Here is a 16,682-nt window from a genome sequence, read left to right on the forward strand (position 1 = left end):
GCATGTGATGGACAGCTTCGACATGGGCCGCGTCACCTACCTCATCCTGCTGCTGGCCTTCGTCGGCGGCTGGGTGATCGTGGAGTTTCGGGGCCGTATGGGATCGGCCCTGCGCATCGCGATGGCATGGGGGCTGATCTTTCTGGCCGTCGCTGCGGGCTACGGCCTCTGGACCGAGATGGCGCCCACCCTCTCCCCGCGCCAAGAGGCGCTGGAGGGGGGCGAGATCTCCATCCCTCGGGCACCGGACGGGCATTACTACATCACGCTTCAGATCGAGGGGACGGATATCCGCTTCATGGCCGATACCGGCGCAAGCTCGGTCCTGCTGTCGGCACGGGATGCGCGGCGGCTGGGGATCGACCCGGACAGCCTGATCTATCTGGGAACCGCGCGCACCGCGAATGGCGAGGTGCGGACCGCCCGCGTCCTTCTGACCGATGTCCGGCTGGGCGAGATCACGGATCTGACCCTGCCCGCCTTGGTGAACGAAGGCGATCTCGACATCTCGCTTCTGGGGATGAGCTATCTGCGCCGGTTTGACATCAGCATCAGCGGGGATCGGATGATCCTGCGGCGCTGAAGGCCTGCGGATAGAGGATGCGGCCCGTGGCCGGAACCTCATGCCGCGCGTGGATCATCAGATGCGGCCCGGCATAGGCGCAGGCATAGCCCGCCGCCAGATCGGCGCGAAAGCCAAGCTGGCCATAGAACTCCGGATCGCCCAGAACGAAGATCGCATCGCAATCGGCCATATCCATCGCCGCGCGGATCAGCGCCGTTCCGATCCCGCGCCCCTGCCACAGCGGCGCCACCGCGACCGGAGCGAGCGCGCAGGCCCGGAAGGGCGCATCGAGCGGGCTGAGCATCAGATGGCCCGTCACCTCCCCATCCGCCTCGGCCACGAGCGACAGCGCAGCCTCCGGGCGCAGGGCATCCGCCAGATCCGCCTCTGCCGTACGGCCAAAGGCGTCGGTCAGCAGGGCGCGAACATCTGCAATATCCTCAGAGACTTCGCGGCGGATCTTCATGCGGCACCCGAGCGTTCGGCCTTCATCTCCCACCGGCCGGATTCCTCGGACCAGTACTGCGCCGTCACCCCGGCGGCGACCACGCCGCGCCATTGATCCCGCGCCTGGGCCAGCGCCGCATTGTCCAGACCGTCGAACAGCACCCACAGCCGATCGAGGGGCGCGGCCTCGGCCGGATCGAACCCGGCCGTGCCCACCACCATCAGGCAGTTGGCATCGTTGCCGATCGCCCCGGTGCCCAAAAGCACCGGTTGCAGATCGTCATGCCCGCCCCCGTCCCGACCATGCGGCAGAAAGCTTTCCTCGTCCAAGGTCCAGAGCGCGTCGTCCAGCACCGACAGAACCGCCTCATCGCCGCGCACCATCACGCGCCAGCCCGCGCCCAGCGCGCGTTTCAGCAGCGTGAAGGCCGTATCCTCCAGCCGGGACTGCGTCAGGTGATAGAACATCACCGCCACGGATCAGCCCTCGCAGAGGTCGCGGATCATCCGGTTCAGCGCCAGAACCCCCCAACCCGTCGCGCCCTTCGGCGCATAGAGGCTGTCGGATTTCAGCAGCGCCGTGCCCGCGATATCGAGGTGGACCCACGGAACCTCGTCGCGCACGAAGCGGCGCAGGAACTGCGCGGCGACGATCGCCCCGCCGTCGCGCCCCGTGCCGACATTGCGGATATCGGCCACGCGCGAGCGCAGCACCCCGTCATAGGCATCGCCCATCGGCATCCGCCACGCGCCCTCGCCCTCGGCCCGCGCAGCGGCAAGGAACGCCTCGCACAGCGCATCGTCATTGGAAAAGACGCCCGTATTCTCATGGCCCAGCGCCACGACGATCGCCCCCGTCAGCGTTGCCAGATCGACGATGCCCGTCGGATTGAACCGTTCCTGCGTGTACCAAAGCACATCGGCCAGCACGAGGCGCCCTTCGGCGTCGGTGTTGATCACCTCGATCGTGTCGCCCTTCATGGAGGTGACGACATCGCCCGGCCGCTGCGCCTTGCCGTCGAGCATGTTTTCCACGAGCCCGACGAGGCCGACGACATTCGCCCGCGCCTTGCGCAGGGCCAGCGTCCGCATGACACCGGCCACGGTGCCTGCGCCGCCCATATCCATGGTCATGTCTTCCATCCCGCCCGCCGGCTTGATGGAGATGCCGCCCGAGTCGAACACGACCCCCTTGCCGACCAGCGCCAGCGGCGGCTCGTCCCCGCCGCCGTTCCATTGCATCACCACCACCTTGGACGGGCTTTCCGAACCGCGGCCCACGCCCAGAAGCGCGCCCATCCCGAGTTCTTCGAGCTGCGCCTCCTCGAGGATCTCCACCTCGAGGCCCAGATCCTGCATCGCGGCCAGACGGGCGGCGAAATCGTCCGTCGTCAGGATGTTGGCGGGTTCGTTCACCAGATCGCGGGTGAAGAACACGCCTTCGGCGAGCGCGGCGAAGGGCGCGGCCTCGGCGGCGACGGCCTCGGCGCCCGTCACCATCATCGTGACCGGGCCAAGGGGGGCCGGACGCTCGCTCTTGCGGTCGGTGAAGGCATAGGCGCGCAGAGCCAGACCGAAGGAGAGATCGGCCGCGCGCGGCACGGCATCGGCCAGAACCAGCGCGCCCTTGGGGCAGAGCGCGGCACCGATCGCAGCGCCCGCCTTGCGCACGGCAGCGGCATCGTCGCGCCGGTCCAGCCGCAGGATCTGCAACGTATCGGCCTGAAGCCCGGGCGGGAAGGCGATCTCCAGCCCCTCCCCGGCGCGCAGCCGCCCGAAGGCGTCCGAGGCCGCCGCCCGCTTCACCGTACCGCGCGTCAGCCGGTCCACCCGGCGCGCCGCAACGCCCAGCTTGCCTTCGGCGCCCACGAACACGGTGACACGCCCCGTCGCATCGGCGATGGATTCGATATCGGTCTCGACGAACCGTGTGACGACGGGCATGGTCATGGTCTTCTCCCAGCAATGATCCGCGTGACGGTATCGCGCACCCCGGCGGATGACCAGATAGCAGTTTTCCCCGCCGCGCGGATGGTCTAGCTTCGGGACAAAGGCATAAGAAACGTGAGGGCAGCCGTGGCAAGATTCGACAGGTACATGCTGTCGCAACTCCTCCAGCTGTTCGGCTTCTTCTCGCTGATCCTCGTTGCCGTGTATTGGATCAACAGCGCAGTAGGCCTGTTCGACGACCTGATCGGGGACGGACAGTCGGCGCTGGTGTTCCTCGAGTTCTCGTTGCTGACCCTTCCCAACGTGATCCGGCTGGTGCTGCCGATCTCGGCCTTCGTGGCCACGGTCTATGTCGTGAACCGCCTCACCGCGGAATCCGAACTCGTGGTGATGCAGGCCACCGGCTTTTCGTCGTTCCGGCTGGCGCGTCCGGTCGTGTTCTTCGGGCTGTTCGTGGCGGCGATGATGCTGATTCTGATGAACATCCTCGTCCCCCTCAGCCGCACGATGCTGGCCGACCGCACCGCCGAGGTGCAGGATTCGCTGGCCGCGCAATTCATCCGGGATGGCGAGTTCCTGCATCCGGCGGACGGCCTGACGCTGTTCATCCGCGAGATCGGCCCGAATGGCGAGATCGGCGGCCTGTTCCTGCAGGATTCGCGTGGGCCGAGCCAAGTCACCTACACCGCCGGGCAGGCCTATCTGGTGCGCGCCGACAGCGGGCCGAAGCTGGTGATGATCGACGGCATGGCCCAGACGCTTGAAAATGGCCGCCTTGCCGTGACGCGCTTTGCCGATTTCACCTATGACATCGGGGCGATGCTGTCCCCCGCCAAACGCAGCGCCCGCCGCATGAACGAGCTGTCCACGATCGAGCTTCTACACCCGACTGATGCCTTGGCCGAGGAGACGCGCTCCGACCGGGCCGAGATGGTGTTCGAGGGGCATGACCGTCTGGGTCAGCCCTTCCTCGGGCTTGCCGCCAGCCTGATCGGTTTTGCCGCGCTGCTGATGGGCGGGTTCAGCCGCTTCGGTCTTTGGCGGCAGATCGCGGTGGCGATCGTGCTGCTGATCGTCGTGCAGATGATCAACACCGTCGCAAGTTCCGCCGGGCCGACGGTGGGCTGGCCGCTCGCCTATGCCGCGCCGATCGCGGGCTGCGCAATCGGCGCCGTGCTCCTTGTCTGGTCGCAGCGCCCGAGGAGGCTTGCCCGATGATCCTCAGCCTTTACGTCGCGCGCCGCTTTCTGCGGATGACCGCGCGGATCTTCCTCATCTTCTTCGCGATCCTGATGCTGATCGACATGCTGGATCAGCTGCGCCGCTTTTCGGGGCAGATCGGCCTGCGGCGCGCAGCGGAACTGTCGCTTCTGCATGTGCCCGCCAACATCTACACGATCCTGCCGCTGATCCTCGCGCTTGGCGCGATCGCGCTGTTCCTTGGGCTTGCCCGGTCGTCCGAACTGGTGGTGGTGCGGGCGGCGGGACGCTCGGCGCTGCGGTTTCTGGCCGCGCCCGTGGTCACGACGCTGCTGCTGGGCATCGTCCTCGTCGCGGTGCTGAACCCGATCGCGGCGGCCACGTCCAACCGCTATGAAACGCTGTCGGCCCAGCTGCGCCACGGCTCGGCCCAAGTGCTCTCCGTCTCGGCCGAGGGGCTGTGGCTGCGGCAGGGCGGCTCGGAGGGGCAGACCGTGATCCGGGCGCAGCGCACCAACACCGACGGCACTGCCCTGACCGGCGTCACCATCCTGACCTTCGACGCCGATGGCGCGCTGGCCCAGCGGATCGCCGCATCGCGGGCCGTGCTGGATCAGGGCGCGTGGAACCTGACGGAAGCCAAGATCTGGGATCTCTCCGATCCCAACCCCGAGGCCGACGCCCGTGTGATGGACAGCTTCACCCTGCCCTCCACCCTGACGCCCGACACGATCCGCGACGGCTTCCGCGACCCCACGGAAATCTCCATCTGGGATCTGCCCCGCTATATCCGCGGCCTCGAGGAGGCGGGCTTCCAAGCGCGCGAGCATCGCGTCTGGCTTCAGAGCGAGCTTGCCCTTCCCGTCTTCCTTGCGGCAATGGTGCTCATTGCGGCGGCCTTCACCATGCGGCATGCACGGCTTGGGCGCACCGGACCGAAGGTGATGTTCGCACTTCTGCTGGCCTTCGGGGCCTTCTTCCTGCGCAGCTTCGCGCAAGTTCTTGGGGATAATGGCCAGATCCCCGTCCTTCTGGCCGCATGGACCCCGCCCGTTGCGACCGTTCTGGCCTCGATCGGGCTGCTGCTGCATCTGGAGGATGGCTGATGCGTTTCCGCGCCGCCCTGTTCGCGCTTGCCCTTTCGACCCTTCCCGCCATCGCGCAGGATCAGGATCAGGCCACGCTGGTCGCCGATGGCCTTCGGATCACCGATGACCGGGTGCTGACGGCCACCGGCAACGTGGAGATCTTCTATCAGGGTCAGCGCCTGCGCGCCCGCAGCGTGCGCTACGACAAGGGCAATGACAGCCTGTCGATCGAAGGGCCGCTGACCCTCGACGACGGCAAGGGCAATGTCGTGCTGGCCGATCAGGCCGAGCTTTCGGGCGATATGCGCGACGGCGTTCTGCGCTCGGCCCGGCTGGTGCTGGCGCAGCAGTTGCAGCTCGCCTCGACCGAGATCAACCGCATCGGCGACCGCTACACCCGGCTGGGCAAATCGGTGGCCTCGTCCTGCAAGGTCTGCGCCTCCAACCCCGTCCCCCTGTGGGAAATCCGCGCCGACGAGATCATCCACGACGAAGAGACGCGGCAGATCTATTTCCAGAACGCGCAGCTGCGCATGTTCGACACGCCGATCTTCTACATCCCGCGCCTGCGGATGCCCGACCCGACGGTGGAACGGATGCGCGGCATCCTGACACCGTCCGTGCGCACCACCTCCGATTTCGGAACGGGGCTGAAGCTGCCCTACTTCTTCCCCTTGGGCGAGACGCGCGATCTGACGCTGACGCCCTATGTCTCCAGCAAGAGCACGCGGTCGCTTGATCTGCGCTACCGTCAGGCGTTCAATTCGGGCTGGATCGAGGTGAACGGCGCCATGTCGCGCGACGAATCCCTGCCAGGGGAAACGCGCGGATATGTCTTTGCGACGGGTGAGTTCACCCTGCCGCAGGATTACACGCTGAAGCTGCGCGTCGATACGGTGTCGGATTCGGCCTATTTCTATGATTACGGGCTGGAAGAGCGGGACCGGCTGGAAAGCAGCGTGGAGATCACGCGCACCCGCCGCAACGAATACATCTCGGGCCGTGTCCTGAACTTCCACACCACCCGCGACGGAGAGACGAATTCCACCATCCCCTCGCTGGTCGGGACGGGGACGTTCCACCGGCGCTTCACCGGCGGGCCGCTGGGCGGCGAGGCCGGACTGCGCTTTCAGGTCTATGGGGCCGAGCGGACCTCCTCCATCCCCTATGATACCGATGACGACGATGACGACGACGCCGATGGCCGCGACACGCAGCGCGCGTCGATCCGGCTGGATTGGCGGCGCAACTGGATCCTGCCGGCCGGCGTCGTGGGCACCGCGATCGGCCAGTTCACGACCGATTTCTACAACATCGATCAGGATCTCGAATATGCCGGCACCACCACCCGCAGCTACGGCACGGCGGCGGTGGAACTGCGCTGGCCGCTGGTGAAGGCCAGCGCGAACGGCGTCAGCCATGTGCTGGAACCGGTCGGCCAGCTCGTCGTCTCGCAAGACGATGTGGGGGATATCCCGAACGAGGACAGCACCCTTGTCGAGTTCGACGAATCCAACCTCTTCTCGCTCGATCGCTTCTCGGGCAGCGACGGGGTGGAGGAAGGCATCCACCTGAACCTCGGCATGACCTATACCCGGATCGACCCGGCGGGTTGGACGCTGGGCACCACGGTGGGCCGGGTGATCCGTCAGCGCGATCTCGGTCAATTCTCCAACGCCTCCGGCCTGCAGGGGCAAAAGAGTGATTGGCTCGCCGCGTTGCAGGTCACGTTGCAGGACGGGCTGATCCTGACGAACCGCGCCCTCTTCGACGATGATCTGGAGGTCACGAAGGCCGAGCTTCGAATGGACCTCGACATGCAGCGTTTCGATGTGACCGCGAGCTATGTCCACGTTCTGGCGGATGAGGACGAGGACCGCGACGATCCTTTGTCCGAAGTGCTGATGAGCACGCGCTACGAGGTGTCGGACCGCTGGGCGGCCCGCGTCTCCACCCGCTACGATTTCGAGGCGGACCGCACCTCGCGCGCAGGCGTGGGGCTGGAGTTCCGCAACGAGTGCCTGTCGATGGATCTTTCCCTCTCGCGCCGGTATTCATCCTCGGATAGTGTGACGCCCAGCACCGATTTCGGAGTTTCGGTCGATCTTCTGGGCTTCGGCAGCGGCAAGACGCCCGGCACCGCGGGCACCTGCAGCCGCTGATCCCGGAACAGAGACGAGAGAGTAGTTCATGACCCGCCTCACCTCCCTTCCCCTCGCCATCGCTCTGTCGTTGATGCTGGCGGCCCCCGCACCCGCGCAGGGGCTGTTCGCGCCGCAGGTGATCGTCAACGGCCACGCCATCACCGGCTGGGAGGTGCAGCAGCGCATCCAGTTCCTGACGCTGCTGCGTGCGCCGGGGGATGTGTCGAAGGTGGCGCTGGATGGGCTGATCGAAGATCGCCTGCGCGAAGAGGCCGCCCGTCAGGCCGGCATCACGGCACAGGACGCCCAGATCGAACAAGGGATGCAAGAATTCGCGCAGCGCGCCAATCTCGACGCCGATCAATTCATCGCGCAGCTCGAAGCGAATGGCGTCGCCCGCGAGACGTTCCGCGATTTCGTGACCGCCGGGATCCTGTGGCGGCAGGTCGTGCAGCAACGCTATTCGGGCACGATCACGATCAACGACGCCGATATCGACCGCGCCGTGGAGGCGTCGGGCACCTCGGCCAATGTCAGCCTGCTGCTGTCCGAACTGATCCTGCCCGCCCCTCCGGGCCAAGAGACGCAGGCCCTGCGCGCGGCCGAGGATATTGCAACGCGCGTCGGCGCGGGCGAGAGCTTCGCCGAATTCGCGCGGCAGTACTCGGCCTCGCCGTCCGCGCCCAATGGCGGCGCGATCGATTGGACCCCGGTGTCGAAGCTGCCGCCCGCCCTGCGCTCGGTCTTCCTCGCGCTGGAGCCGGGACAGGTGACGCAGCCGCTGGAAATCCCGAACGCCGTGGCCCTGTTCCAACTGCGCGACATCACCGAAACCGCGCCCACACAGGCGCCGATGCAGATCGATTACGCGACCTTCACGCTGCCCGCCGCGCCGGACACCGCCGGACGGCTGGCGCAGATTCAGGCGCGGGCCGACACCTGCGACGATCTCTATGCCGCCGCACGCGCTACCGCGCCCGAGGCGTTGCAGCGTCAGACGGTACCCGTGGCACAGCTGCCCGCCGATCTGGCGCAGCCGCTGTCGCAACTCGATAACGCCGAAAGCGTCATCCTGAACCGTGGCGGGGCCGAGATGCTGGCCATGGTCTGCACCCGCAGCCCGATTCAGGACGATCCGGTATCGCGCGATCAGATCCGCGCGCAGCTTATGAACCAAGAACTGTCCTCGCTGGCGGATGTCTATCTCGCGCAGCTGCGCGACAACGCCATCATCCGCAAGCCGTGACGCCTGTCGCCCTCACCTGTGGGGAGCCGTCGGGCATCGGGCCGGAACTGGCGGTGAAGGCGCGGGCGGCGCTTGGTCGGGCGCTGCCGTTCTTTCTGATCGGCGATCCGCGTCATGTGCCCGGCCCCATCGCCCCGATCGCCGATCCGGCCGAGACGCTGGCCGTGCCCGCAGACCGCCTGCCCGTCCTGCCCCATACCTTCGCGGCCCCCGCCGAACCGGGCCGCCCCGACCCGGCCAATGCGCGCGGTGTGATCGACGTGATCGCCCGCGCCGTCGATCTTGCGCAGGCGGGCGTGGTTTCCGCGATCTGCACCGCGCCGATCTCGAAGAAGGCGCTGAAGGACGGGGCGAATTTCGCCTATCCGGGGCATACCGAATACCTTGCCGCACTGGCGGGGGTGGAGCGTGTGGTGATGATGCTCGCCGCGCCGCAGTTGCGCGTCGTGCCGGTCACCATCCACATCCCTCTGGCCGAGGTGCCGGCCGCGCTGACGCCCGATCTGCTGGAGGCGACGCTGCGCATCACCCATGCCGGCCTGATCCGCGATTTCGGCATTGCCGCGCCGCGCATCGCCGTCTCGGGCCTCAATCCCCATGCGGGCGAAGGCGGCACGATGGGCACCGAGGAGACGATGATCGCCGAGGTGATGGAACGGCTCGGCCGCGAAGGGCTGCAACTGGACGGCCCCTTGCCCGCCGACACGATGTTCCACCCCGCCGCACGCGCCCGCTTTGATGCGGCGCTGTGCATGTATCACGATCAGGCACTCATCCCGATCAAGACAATCGCCTTTGACGAAGGGGTGAATATCACCTTGGGCCTGCCCTTCATCCGCACCTCCCCCGATCATGGGACCGCGTTCGACATCGCGGGCTCCGGCACCGCCAATCCTTCAAGCCTGATCGCCGCGCTTCGCATGGCCGCAGAGATGGGGGCCGCCCGTGTCCACGATTGACGGCCTGCCCCCCCTGCGGGAGGTGATCCGCGTCCACGATCTGGTGGCGAAGAAGCAGCTGGGTCAGAACTTCCTGCTGGATCTGAACCTGACGGCAAAGATCGCCCGCATGGCCGGGGATCTGTCGGGCTGCGACGTGATCGAGGTCGGCCCCGGCCCCGGCGGTCTGACCCGCGGGTTGCTGGCCGAAGGGGCGCGCCGCGTCCTTGCGATCGAGAAGGACCCCCGCTGCCTTCCGGCGCTGGAGGAGATTTCGGCCGCCTATCCCGGACGGCTGGAGGTGATCAACGCCGATGCGCTGACGATCGACCCAACCGACCGGCTGACGGCGCCGATCCGCATCGTGGCGAACCTGCCCTACAATGTCGGGACGGAGCTTCTGGTCCGCTGGCTGACGCCGCAGGCATGGCCGCCCTTCTGGGACAGCCTGACGCTGATGTTCCAGAAGGAAGTGGCGGAACGGATCGTGGCCAAGCCCGGATCGAAGGCCTATGGCCGCCTCGCGCTGCTGGCGCAATGGCGCACCGATGCGCGCATCGTGCTGACCCTGCCGCCCGAGGCGTTCACCCCGCCGCCGAAGATCCATTCCTCGGTCGTGCATCTGAAGCGGCTCGATGCGCCCCGGTATCCGGCGGATGCGGCGATCCTGTCGCGTCTTACGGCGGCGGGCTTCAATCAACGCCGCAAGATGCTGCGCTCTTCGCTGAAAGGGGTCGCGCCGGATATCGAGGATCGGCTGCGCGCCGCGGGCATCGAGCCGACGGCGCGGGCGGAGGAAATCTCCCTCGAGGGGTTCTGCGCCCTGGCCCGCGAAATCGCCGCGAACGGATCATGAAAAAGCCGCCCCGAGGGGCGGCTTTTCTCATTCGACGGCTTGGCGCGGCTCGGGGTCGGCGCCCTCATCGGCCTTCTTGCGCGGCCGGCGCGTGTTGGCGCGGCGGGGGGCCTCACCCTCGGGCTTCGGGGCGCGCGGGGCACGGGCGCGGCGCGGCTTTTCGGCGGCGGGCGGCGCAAGCTCTTCGGCGGTCAGATCGAGGCTCGGCTGCTCGGCCGGGGCGTCGACCGGAACGTCGGCCACGGGCTCGGCCGTCACCTCGGGTTCCCGCCGATCTTGGCGGTCATCCTCGCGGTCGCGGCGCGGGGCGTCGCGGTCATCGCGGCGCTGGTTGTGATGCTGCTGGTTCTGCGCGTGATGCTGCTGACGGGCCTCCTGCTCGGCGGCCATCTCGCGCTGCGCTTCGCTCAGCATGCGGGTGTAATGCTCGGCATGCTGCAAGAAGGCCTCGGCCGCCACACGATCGTTCGACAATTGGGCATCACGCGCAAGCACATGATACTTCTCGATGATCTGCTGCGGCGTGCCACGCACCTTGCCCTCGGGGCCGGAGCTGTCGAACACGCGGTTGATGATGTTGCCCAGCGGGCGCGGACGGTTCGATTTCGAACGCGAACGGGACTTAGAGGATCTCATGGTGTCCTTGTATCCGAATACTTGGCCTTGCCTGACGTGATCCGCATGCACTGTCGCCCTTCCGTTTGGGGCGAACCGCGTGATGCTGCATCGGCGGGACCGCGCGGGCGCTGCTACCAGCTTGCCCTCCGCGTGAGGTCCAATAACCACTCAGAAAACGATCTGGCAAGTGCTTCTTTGCCTATAAGTTGCATTTTCGCGTGTTTCAGCCGGTTTTGGCCGGCGCGCGGGCTGCAACGACCCGATCCCTGCCCTCCATGTCGGGATGAACGCGCACCGCGTCAAGGCCTGCCTCGCGCAGAAGCGCCGCCACCGCCGCGCCTTGCGTCGCCCCGATCTCCAGAAGAAGACGGCCACCGGGCAAAAGGTGATCCCGCGCGCCCGCAGCGATGGCGCGATAGGCATCAAGACCGTCGCCCCCCGGCGTCAGCGCCAGATGCGGCTCCCACTCCCGCACCTCGGGGGAAAGGTCGTCCATCTCCGCCTCGGTGATATAGGGCGGGTTCGAGACGATGAGCGCGAAACGCCCCTCGACCGAAGCAAACCAATCCGACAGCACGAACAGCGGCCGCAGCCCAAGGCGCGCGGCGTTTTCCCCCGCGACGGCTAGCGCCCCCGGCGACAGATCGGTCGCGGTGGTCTCCGCCCCCGTTTCGGCCATCAACGTCAGCGCGATCGCGCCACTGCCGGTGCCAAGGTCCAGCAGGGTGCCGAACGGCTCTTCCAGCGCGAGGGCGATCAGCGCCTCCGTCTCGGGGCGCGGGTCCAGCACTTCGGGGGTGATGCGGAAGCGCCGCCCCCAGAACAGACGCTCACCCACGATCTGGGCCACCGGCTGGCGGGCCGAGCGGGCGGCCAGAGCCGCCTCGAACCGCGCCATGGCATGGGTGCCGACCTCGTCGGACATATGCAGCACCAGCCGGTCCGGGGCGTATCCCATCATATGCGCCAGCAGCCAACGCGCATCGCGCCCCGCCTCCGGCACGCCCGCAGCGGCCAGTTCGGCTGCGCCGCGGCGCAGGGCATCGGCGACGATCATGCCTCCATCTCGGCAAGACGCGCGGCCTGATCATGCGCGACCAGCGCGTCGATCACCTCGTTCAGATCGCCCGCCATGATCTGCGCCAGCGCATAGAGCGTGAGGTTGATGCGGTGATCCGTCATCCGGCCCTGCGGGAAGTTGTAAGTGCGGATGCGTTCGCTTCGATCGCCGGAGCCGACCTGCGCCTTGCGGTCGGCGGCGCGGGCGGCATCCGTGCGATCACGCTCCAGCTCGTAGAGGCGCGCGCGCAGGACCTGAAGGGCGATGGCGCGGTTCTGATGCTGCGATTTTTCGGAGCTGGTCACGACGATGCCCGTCGGAAGATGGGTGATCCGAACGGCGGAATCGGTGGTGTTGACGTGCTGACCGCCGGCGCCGCTGGCGCGCATCGTGTCGATGCGGATGTCGGCGGCAGGGATGTCGATCTCCACCTCCTCGGCCTCCGGCAGGACGGCGACGGTCGCGGCGGAGGTGTGGATACGCCCGCCCGCCTCCGTCTCGGGGACGCGCTGAACGCGGTGGACGCCGGATTCGTATTTGAGGCGGGCGAAGACCCCCTCGCCCTGCACCAACGCCGTCACTTCGCGGATGCCGCCAAGATCGCTCTCGGCAAGGTCGATGATCTGGAAGGTCCAGCCCTGCGCCTCGGCGTGGCGCTGATACATGCGCAGCAGATCGGCCGCGAAAAGCGCCGCTTCCTCGCCGCCGGTGCCGGGGCGGATCTCGAGGATGGCGGGGCGCGCATCCGCCGCATCCTTGGGCAGCAGCGCAAGACGCAGCGCCTGTTCCATCTCGGGGATGCGGGCGCGCAGGGCCGGGATCTCATCCTCGGCCAGCGCGCGCATTTCGGGGTCGGACAGCATCGCCTGCGCTTCGGCCAGATCGTCCAGCGCGCGGGTATAGGCTTCGATCTGCGTGACGACGGGCTTCAGATCGCCGTATTCCCGCGACAGGGCCGCAATCTCGGCGGGGGCCGCGCCCGTGGACAGCTTCGCCTCGAGAAACTCGAAGCGGCGGGTGATCTGGGCGAGTTTGTCCATCGGAACCATGCGCGCGGGAATGGCGCAAGGCGGGCGGGCGGTCAAGGGCCGACAGGTATCAGCGCCGCCGCGATGCGGCGCCCCTCGGACAGAAGGACGTTGTAGGTGCGGCAGGCGGCGGGGGTGTTCATCACCTCGACGCCGATCCCGGCCTCCTCCAGCGCCTCGCGGAAGGCGCGGGGCGCATGGGCGATCTCGGCCCCCGTGCCGAGGAACAGCACGTCGATCCGCCCGGCCAAGAGCAGCGGCGCGGCCGTATCGGCATAGCCGCCCCAGCCGACCGTGCTCCATGGCGAGACGAGGATCATCCCCTCCAGCTTCTGCCCCGCAAGGCGGAAGAAGCCCGGACCATAGCCGTCGATCGGCTGCGCTTCGGGATAGGAGATTTCTTCCATCATCGGCATCAGGCGTCGATATCCGCGAATTTGGTGCCCGCTTTGGACGGCGCCTTGGGATCGCGGTTGACGCCGATCCAGAGCACGAGGTTCTTGGCCATATAGACCGAGGAATACGTCCCGAGGATCACGCCGAAGGCAATCGCCGCCACGAAGCCGCGGATCACGTCGCCGCCGAAGATCAGCAGCGCGATCAGCGCGATCAGCGTCGTCACCACCGTCATCACCGTCCGGCTCAGCGTTTCGTTGACCGACAGGTTCATGACATCGCGCAGCGGCATCGTCTTGTACTTGCGCAGGTTCTCCCGCAGCCGGTCGAACACGACCACCGTATCGTTCACCGAATAGCCGAGGATGGTCAGCAGCGCCGCCACCGTCGTCAGGTCGAACCGGATCTGAAACAGCGCGAAGATGCCGATCGTGACGAGCACGTCATGCAGCGATGCGATGATCGTCCCCAGCGCGAACTGCCATTCGAAGCGCAGCCAGATATACACCGCGATCCCGAGCGAAGCGAGCGCGACGGCCAGCACCGCCGAGCGGATCAACTCACCCGAGACCTTCGGCCCCACCGATTCCACCGACGGGAAGGTGATGGAGGGGGCGACGGCGCGCAGCGCATCCTCCACGCGGTTGATCGTCTCGGGGCTGGCGGATTCGGCGCCTTCCTGCGCCTCGATCCGGATGGAGGCGACATGCTGATCGGCGCCGAAGGACGGATCGAACACCTCGGTGATGATGACATCGCCGATTCCCAGCGGTTGCAGCGCCTGACGATAGGCGCCGACATCCACCGGCTCGGTCGACTCGGTGCGGATCGTGGTGCCGCCGCGGAAGTCGATCCCGAAGTTCAGCCCCATCACCAGCACAAGGACCACCGACAGGATCATCGCCACGACAGAGGCGCCGAACGTCGCCCATTGCCAGCGGAAGAAGTCGATCTTCGTGACAGAGGGGACAAGCTTCAGACGAAGGGCCATGCGCGTCTTTCCTTACACGGTGATGGTCTTGGGCCGACGCCACGCATACCACGTAGCGATCAGCGACCGGGTGACGAAGACCGAGGTGAACATCGAGGTGATGATGCCGATTCCCAGCGTGACGGCGAAGCCGCGCACCGAACCCGTGCCGATGGCGAACATGATCACCGCCGTCAGCAGCGTGGTGATGTTGGCATCCACGATCGCCGAAAGCGCCTTCTGGAACCCTTCGTCGAGCGCGCGGACGGCGTTGCGGCCGGCGCGCAGTTCTTCGCGGACACGCTCGTAGATCAGCACGTTGGCATCGACCGCCATCCCCATCGTCAGCACGATCCCGGCGATGCCCGGCAGCGTCAACGTGGCCCCGATCAGCGACAGGATCGCGAAGATGGCGATGACGTTCACCGCCAGCGCGACGTTGGCCATCATCCCGAACCAGCCATAGGAGGCGACCATGAACACCACCACGGCGATCATCGCAACGACCGAGGCCAAGCGGCCCGCGTCGATGCTGTCCTGACCAAGCTCCGGCCCGATGGTCCGTTCCTCAAGGAAGTCCATGCCTGCGGGCAGTGCGCCCGCGCGCAGCAGGACGGCCAGCTGGGTCGATTGCTCCACCGTGAAGTTGCCGGTGATGATCCCCGATCCGCCCGGAATGGCCGAGTTGATGACGGGGGCCGAGATCACCTGATCGTCGAGGACGATGGCGAAGGGACGGCCGATATTCTGCGCGGTGTAATCGCCGAAGACGCGGCCCCCCGCGCCGTTGAAGCGGAAGTTCACGGCCGGGCGGTTGTTCTGATCGAAGGCGGGCTGCGCATCGACCAGCGCCTCGCCCGAGACGACGGGCGTGCTCTGCACCACGTAATAGACGCCCTGCTCGTCTTCGGAGGGCAGAAGCTCCTGCCCTGCATCGACGGGGGTGTTCGCATCGGTCGTCCGGTTGACGACGGTGTTGAAGGTCAGCTGCGCGGTGGTGCCGATCAGCTCCTTCAGCTCTTCGGCGGAACCGATGCCGGGAACCTCGATCAGGATGCGGTCGTCGCCCTGACGCTGGATCGTCGGCTCGCGCGTGCCGACTTCGTCGATGCGGCGGCGGATGATCTCGAGGCTCTGTTGCATCGTGCGCAGATCGGTCGCGCTGCGCTCGGCCTCGGAAAGTTGGATCACGAGGGTGTCGCCGTCCAGCTGCACGTCGATGTCGTTCTGGCCGGTGGCGGTCAGGCTCTGGACCGGCTGGGCAAGGCCCCGCGCGATCTGCAGCGCCCGGTCCGCGCCCGCGACATCGGACATCTGGATGCGCAGCACCCCCGGATCGGAGGCGGTGCGGCGGATGCTTCCGACCTCGCTGCGCGCATCGCGCAGCGCGTCGCGCATTTCGGGCCAGAGGGCGTCGATGCGGTCGGCATAGACATCCGACAGCCGGACTTCGGCCAGAAGATGCGCGCCGCCCCGCAGGTCGAGCCCGAGGTTCATCAGCGACGCGGGCATCCAATCGGGCCAAGCGTCCATCGCGGCCTGCTGGTCGGGCGTGGCGGTGCCGCCCTGCGCCTCCACCGCGGCCGCGGCGTCGTTATGGGTTTCGACCCGGCCATAGAAGGCGTTGGGTATGGCGAACAGGACCGCCAGGGCGCAGATGCCCCAGATGACGATCCGTTTCCACAGCGGTATCTGCAGCATCTTCAGGTCCGGGTCAAAGGGTCAGGCGACGGGTTCGGTTTTGGAGACGACTTGCGCGATCGTGCTGCGCAGGACCTTCACCTTGACGCCTTCGGCGATCTCGACCGTGACTTCGTTGCCCTCGGCGACATGGGTGACCTTGCCGATGACGCCGCCTTGCGTGACGACCTGATCGCCGCGGCGCAGCTGTTGAACCATGTTGCGGTGTTCCTTCACCTTCTTCTGCTGCGGACGGATCAGCAGGAAGTACATGATCGCGAAGATCAGGATCAGCGGAACGAAGCTGGTCAGGGCGCCGGCAGCGCCGCCGGCGGCGGATTGGGCGAAGGCAGGGGTGGCGAACATGCGGTATCCTCGTCTGGGATTGGGGGAAGGCCCCACTATCATCGGTGGCGCACCCTAATGGCCACCCCATCCGATGGCAAGCGCGGCCCGCGACCGCAGGGCGCGCCCCGGATTGACGGTTCCCCGCCCC

General features: G+C 67.1%; 17 protein-coding genes. 7 read left to right on the forward strand and 10 right to left on the reverse strand.

The features are described from left to right. The first annotated feature begins 7 nt into the window (after positions 1-7). Positions 8-583 (forward strand): retropepsin-like aspartic protease family protein, encoded by a 576-nt coding sequence (locus GR316_RS04620; protein ID WP_211784863.1) that lies wholly within the window; start codon positions 8-10, stop codon positions 581-583. Here the strand turns inward: GR316_RS04620 and GR316_RS04625 are convergent. From GR316_RS04625 to GR316_RS04635, 3 genes are read right to left on the reverse strand one after another with little or no spacing between them, the layout of a single operon-like run. Further along, positions 552-1,031, reverse strand: a complete 480-nt coding sequence (locus tag GR316_RS04625; protein ID WP_211784864.1) for a GNAT family N-acetyltransferase — start codon at positions 1,029-1,031, stop codon at positions 552-554. The two genes, GR316_RS04620 and GR316_RS04625, sit on opposite strands and share 32 nt — an antisense overlap. Then, a complete protein-coding gene (locus GR316_RS04630) occupies positions 1,028-1,480 on the reverse strand; it encodes a DNA polymerase III subunit chi (RefSeq protein WP_211785109.1) in 453 nt (150 codons plus the stop codon). The genes GR316_RS04625 and GR316_RS04630 overlap by 4 nt, the downstream gene beginning before the upstream one ends. Before the next feature lie 12 nt (positions 1,481-1,492). After that, a complete protein-coding gene (locus GR316_RS04635) occupies positions 1,493-2,962 on the reverse strand; it encodes a leucyl aminopeptidase (RefSeq protein ID WP_211784865.1) in 1,470 nt (489 codons plus the stop codon). A gap of 126 nt (positions 2,963-3,088) precedes the next feature. Between GR316_RS04635 and lptF the strand changes: the two genes are divergently transcribed. Genes lptF through rsmA form a run of 6 tightly spaced genes read left to right on the forward strand, consistent with a single transcriptional unit; the run spans position 3,089 to position 10,434 of the window. Continuing rightward, positions 3,089-4,180, forward strand: coding sequence for an LPS export ABC transporter permease LptF (lptF, locus tag GR316_RS04640; protein ID WP_211784866.1), 1,092 nt, complete (start codon positions 3,089-3,091; stop codon positions 4,178-4,180). Next, entirely contained in the window at positions 4,177-5,268 is a 1,092-nt protein-coding gene (gene lptG, locus GR316_RS04645) for an LPS export ABC transporter permease LptG (RefSeq protein WP_211784867.1), read from the forward strand. Before lptF ends, lptG begins: the two co-directional genes overlap by 4 nt. Further along, positions 5,268-7,412, forward strand: coding sequence for an LPS-assembly protein LptD (locus GR316_RS04650; protein WP_211784868.1), 2,145 nt, complete (start codon positions 5,268-5,270; stop codon positions 7,410-7,412). Before lptG ends, GR316_RS04650 begins: the two co-directional genes overlap by 1 nt. 28 nt (positions 7,413-7,440) lie before the next feature. Then, a complete protein-coding gene (locus tag GR316_RS04655; protein ID WP_211784869.1) occupies positions 7,441-8,640 on the forward strand; it encodes a peptidylprolyl isomerase in 1,200 nt (399 codons plus the stop codon). After that, positions 8,637-9,599, forward strand: a complete 963-nt coding sequence (gene pdxA / locus GR316_RS04660; protein WP_211784870.1) for a 4-hydroxythreonine-4-phosphate dehydrogenase PdxA — start codon at positions 8,637-8,639, stop codon at positions 9,597-9,599. Before GR316_RS04655 ends, pdxA begins: the two co-directional genes overlap by 4 nt. Continuing rightward, positions 9,586-10,434: a 16S rRNA (adenine(1518)-N(6)/adenine(1519)-N(6))-dimethyltransferase RsmA gene (rsmA, locus tag GR316_RS04665; RefSeq protein WP_211784871.1), complete on the forward strand. Its 849-nt coding sequence runs from the start codon at positions 9,586-9,588 to the stop codon at positions 10,432-10,434. Before pdxA ends, rsmA begins: the two co-directional genes overlap by 14 nt. A 27-nt stretch (positions 10,435-10,461) precedes the next feature. On the opposite strand, the gene GR316_RS04670 is transcribed toward rsmA, so the two are convergent. From GR316_RS04670 to yajC, 7 genes are all read right to left on the reverse strand, one after another. Then, a complete protein-coding gene (locus tag GR316_RS04670) occupies positions 10,462-11,070 on the reverse strand; it encodes a DUF4167 domain-containing protein (RefSeq protein WP_211784872.1) in 609 nt (202 codons plus the stop codon). A gap of 205 nt (positions 11,071-11,275) precedes the next feature. Further along, on the reverse strand, positions 11,276-12,109 hold the full coding sequence (prmC, locus tag GR316_RS04675; RefSeq protein WP_211784873.1) for a peptide chain release factor N(5)-glutamine methyltransferase: 834 nt from the start codon (positions 12,107-12,109) through the stop codon (positions 11,276-11,278). Continuing rightward, on the reverse strand, positions 12,106-13,161 hold the full coding sequence (gene prfA, locus GR316_RS04680; protein WP_211785110.1) for a peptide chain release factor 1: 1,056 nt from the start codon (positions 13,159-13,161) through the stop codon (positions 12,106-12,108). The genes prmC and prfA overlap by 4 nt, the downstream gene beginning before the upstream one ends. 32 nt (positions 13,162-13,193) lie before the next feature. Continuing rightward, complete coding sequence (locus GR316_RS04685) at positions 13,194-13,556, reverse strand: Mth938-like domain-containing protein (RefSeq protein ID WP_249218817.1); 363 nt, start codon at positions 13,554-13,556, stop codon at positions 13,194-13,196. Further along, positions 13,556-14,527, reverse strand: a complete 972-nt coding sequence (gene secF / locus GR316_RS04690) for a protein translocase subunit SecF (protein ID WP_211784874.1) — start codon at positions 14,525-14,527, stop codon at positions 13,556-13,558. Before secF ends, GR316_RS04685 begins: the two co-directional genes overlap by 1 nt. 12 nt (positions 14,528-14,539) lie before the next feature. Beyond that, on the reverse strand, positions 14,540-16,207 hold the full coding sequence (gene secD, locus GR316_RS04695; protein WP_211784875.1) for a protein translocase subunit SecD: 1,668 nt from the start codon (positions 16,205-16,207) through the stop codon (positions 14,540-14,542). Between the two features lie 21 nt (positions 16,208-16,228). Beyond that, positions 16,229-16,552, reverse strand: a complete 324-nt coding sequence (gene yajC, locus GR316_RS04700; protein ID WP_211784876.1) for a preprotein translocase subunit YajC — start codon at positions 16,550-16,552, stop codon at positions 16,229-16,231. Positions 16,553-16,682: the final 130 nt, after the last annotated feature.

The organism is Falsirhodobacter algicola, from assembly GCF_018279165.1.
GTDB lineage: Bacteria > Pseudomonadota > Alphaproteobacteria > Rhodobacterales > Rhodobacteraceae > Falsirhodobacter > Falsirhodobacter algicola.

Excerpts from the sequence above, each read along its gene's own strand:
- GR316_RS04620 (WP_211784863.1), top strand. The coding sequence starts at position 8 with ATGGACAGCTTCGACATGGGCCGCGTCACCTACCTCATCCTGCTGCTG.
- GR316_RS04625 (WP_211784864.1), bottom strand. The coding sequence starts at position 1,031 with ATGAAGATCCGCCGCGAAGTCTCTGAGGATATTGCAGATGTTCGCGCC.
- GR316_RS04630 (WP_211785109.1), bottom strand. The coding sequence starts at position 1,480 with ATGTTCTATCACCTGACGCAGTCCCGGCTGGAGGATACGGCCTTCACG.
- GR316_RS04635 (WP_211784865.1), bottom strand. The coding sequence starts at position 2,962 with ATGACCATGCCCGTCGTCACACGGTTCGTCGAGACCGATATCGAATCC.
- lptG (WP_211784867.1), top strand. The coding sequence starts at position 4,177 with ATGATCCTCAGCCTTTACGTCGCGCGCCGCTTTCTGCGGATGACCGCG.
- GR316_RS04650 (WP_211784868.1), top strand. The coding sequence starts at position 5,268 with ATGCGTTTCCGCGCCGCCCTGTTCGCGCTTGCCCTTTCGACCCTTCCC.
- GR316_RS04655 (WP_211784869.1), top strand. The coding sequence starts at position 7,441 with ATGACCCGCCTCACCTCCCTTCCCCTCGCCATCGCTCTGTCGTTGATG.
- GR316_RS04670 (WP_211784872.1), bottom strand. The coding sequence starts at position 11,070 with ATGAGATCCTCTAAGTCCCGTTCGCGTTCGAAATCGAACCGTCCGCGC.
- prmC (WP_211784873.1), bottom strand. The coding sequence starts at position 12,109 with ATGATCGTCGCCGATGCCCTGCGCCGCGGCGCAGCCGAACTGGCCGCT.
- prfA (WP_211785110.1), bottom strand. The coding sequence starts at position 13,161 with ATGGTTCCGATGGACAAACTCGCCCAGATCACCCGCCGCTTCGAGTTT.
- GR316_RS04685 (WP_249218817.1), bottom strand. The coding sequence starts at position 13,556 with ATGCCGATGATGGAAGAAATCTCCTATCCCGAAGCGCAGCCGATCGAC.
- secF (WP_211784874.1), bottom strand. The coding sequence starts at position 14,527 with ATGGCCCTTCGTCTGAAGCTTGTCCCCTCTGTCACGAAGATCGACTTC.
- secD (WP_211784875.1), bottom strand. The coding sequence starts at position 16,207 with ATGCTGCAGATACCGCTGTGGAAACGGATCGTCATCTGGGGCATCTGC.
- yajC (WP_211784876.1), bottom strand. The coding sequence starts at position 16,552 with ATGTTCGCCACCCCTGCCTTCGCCCAATCCGCCGCCGGCGGCGCTGCC.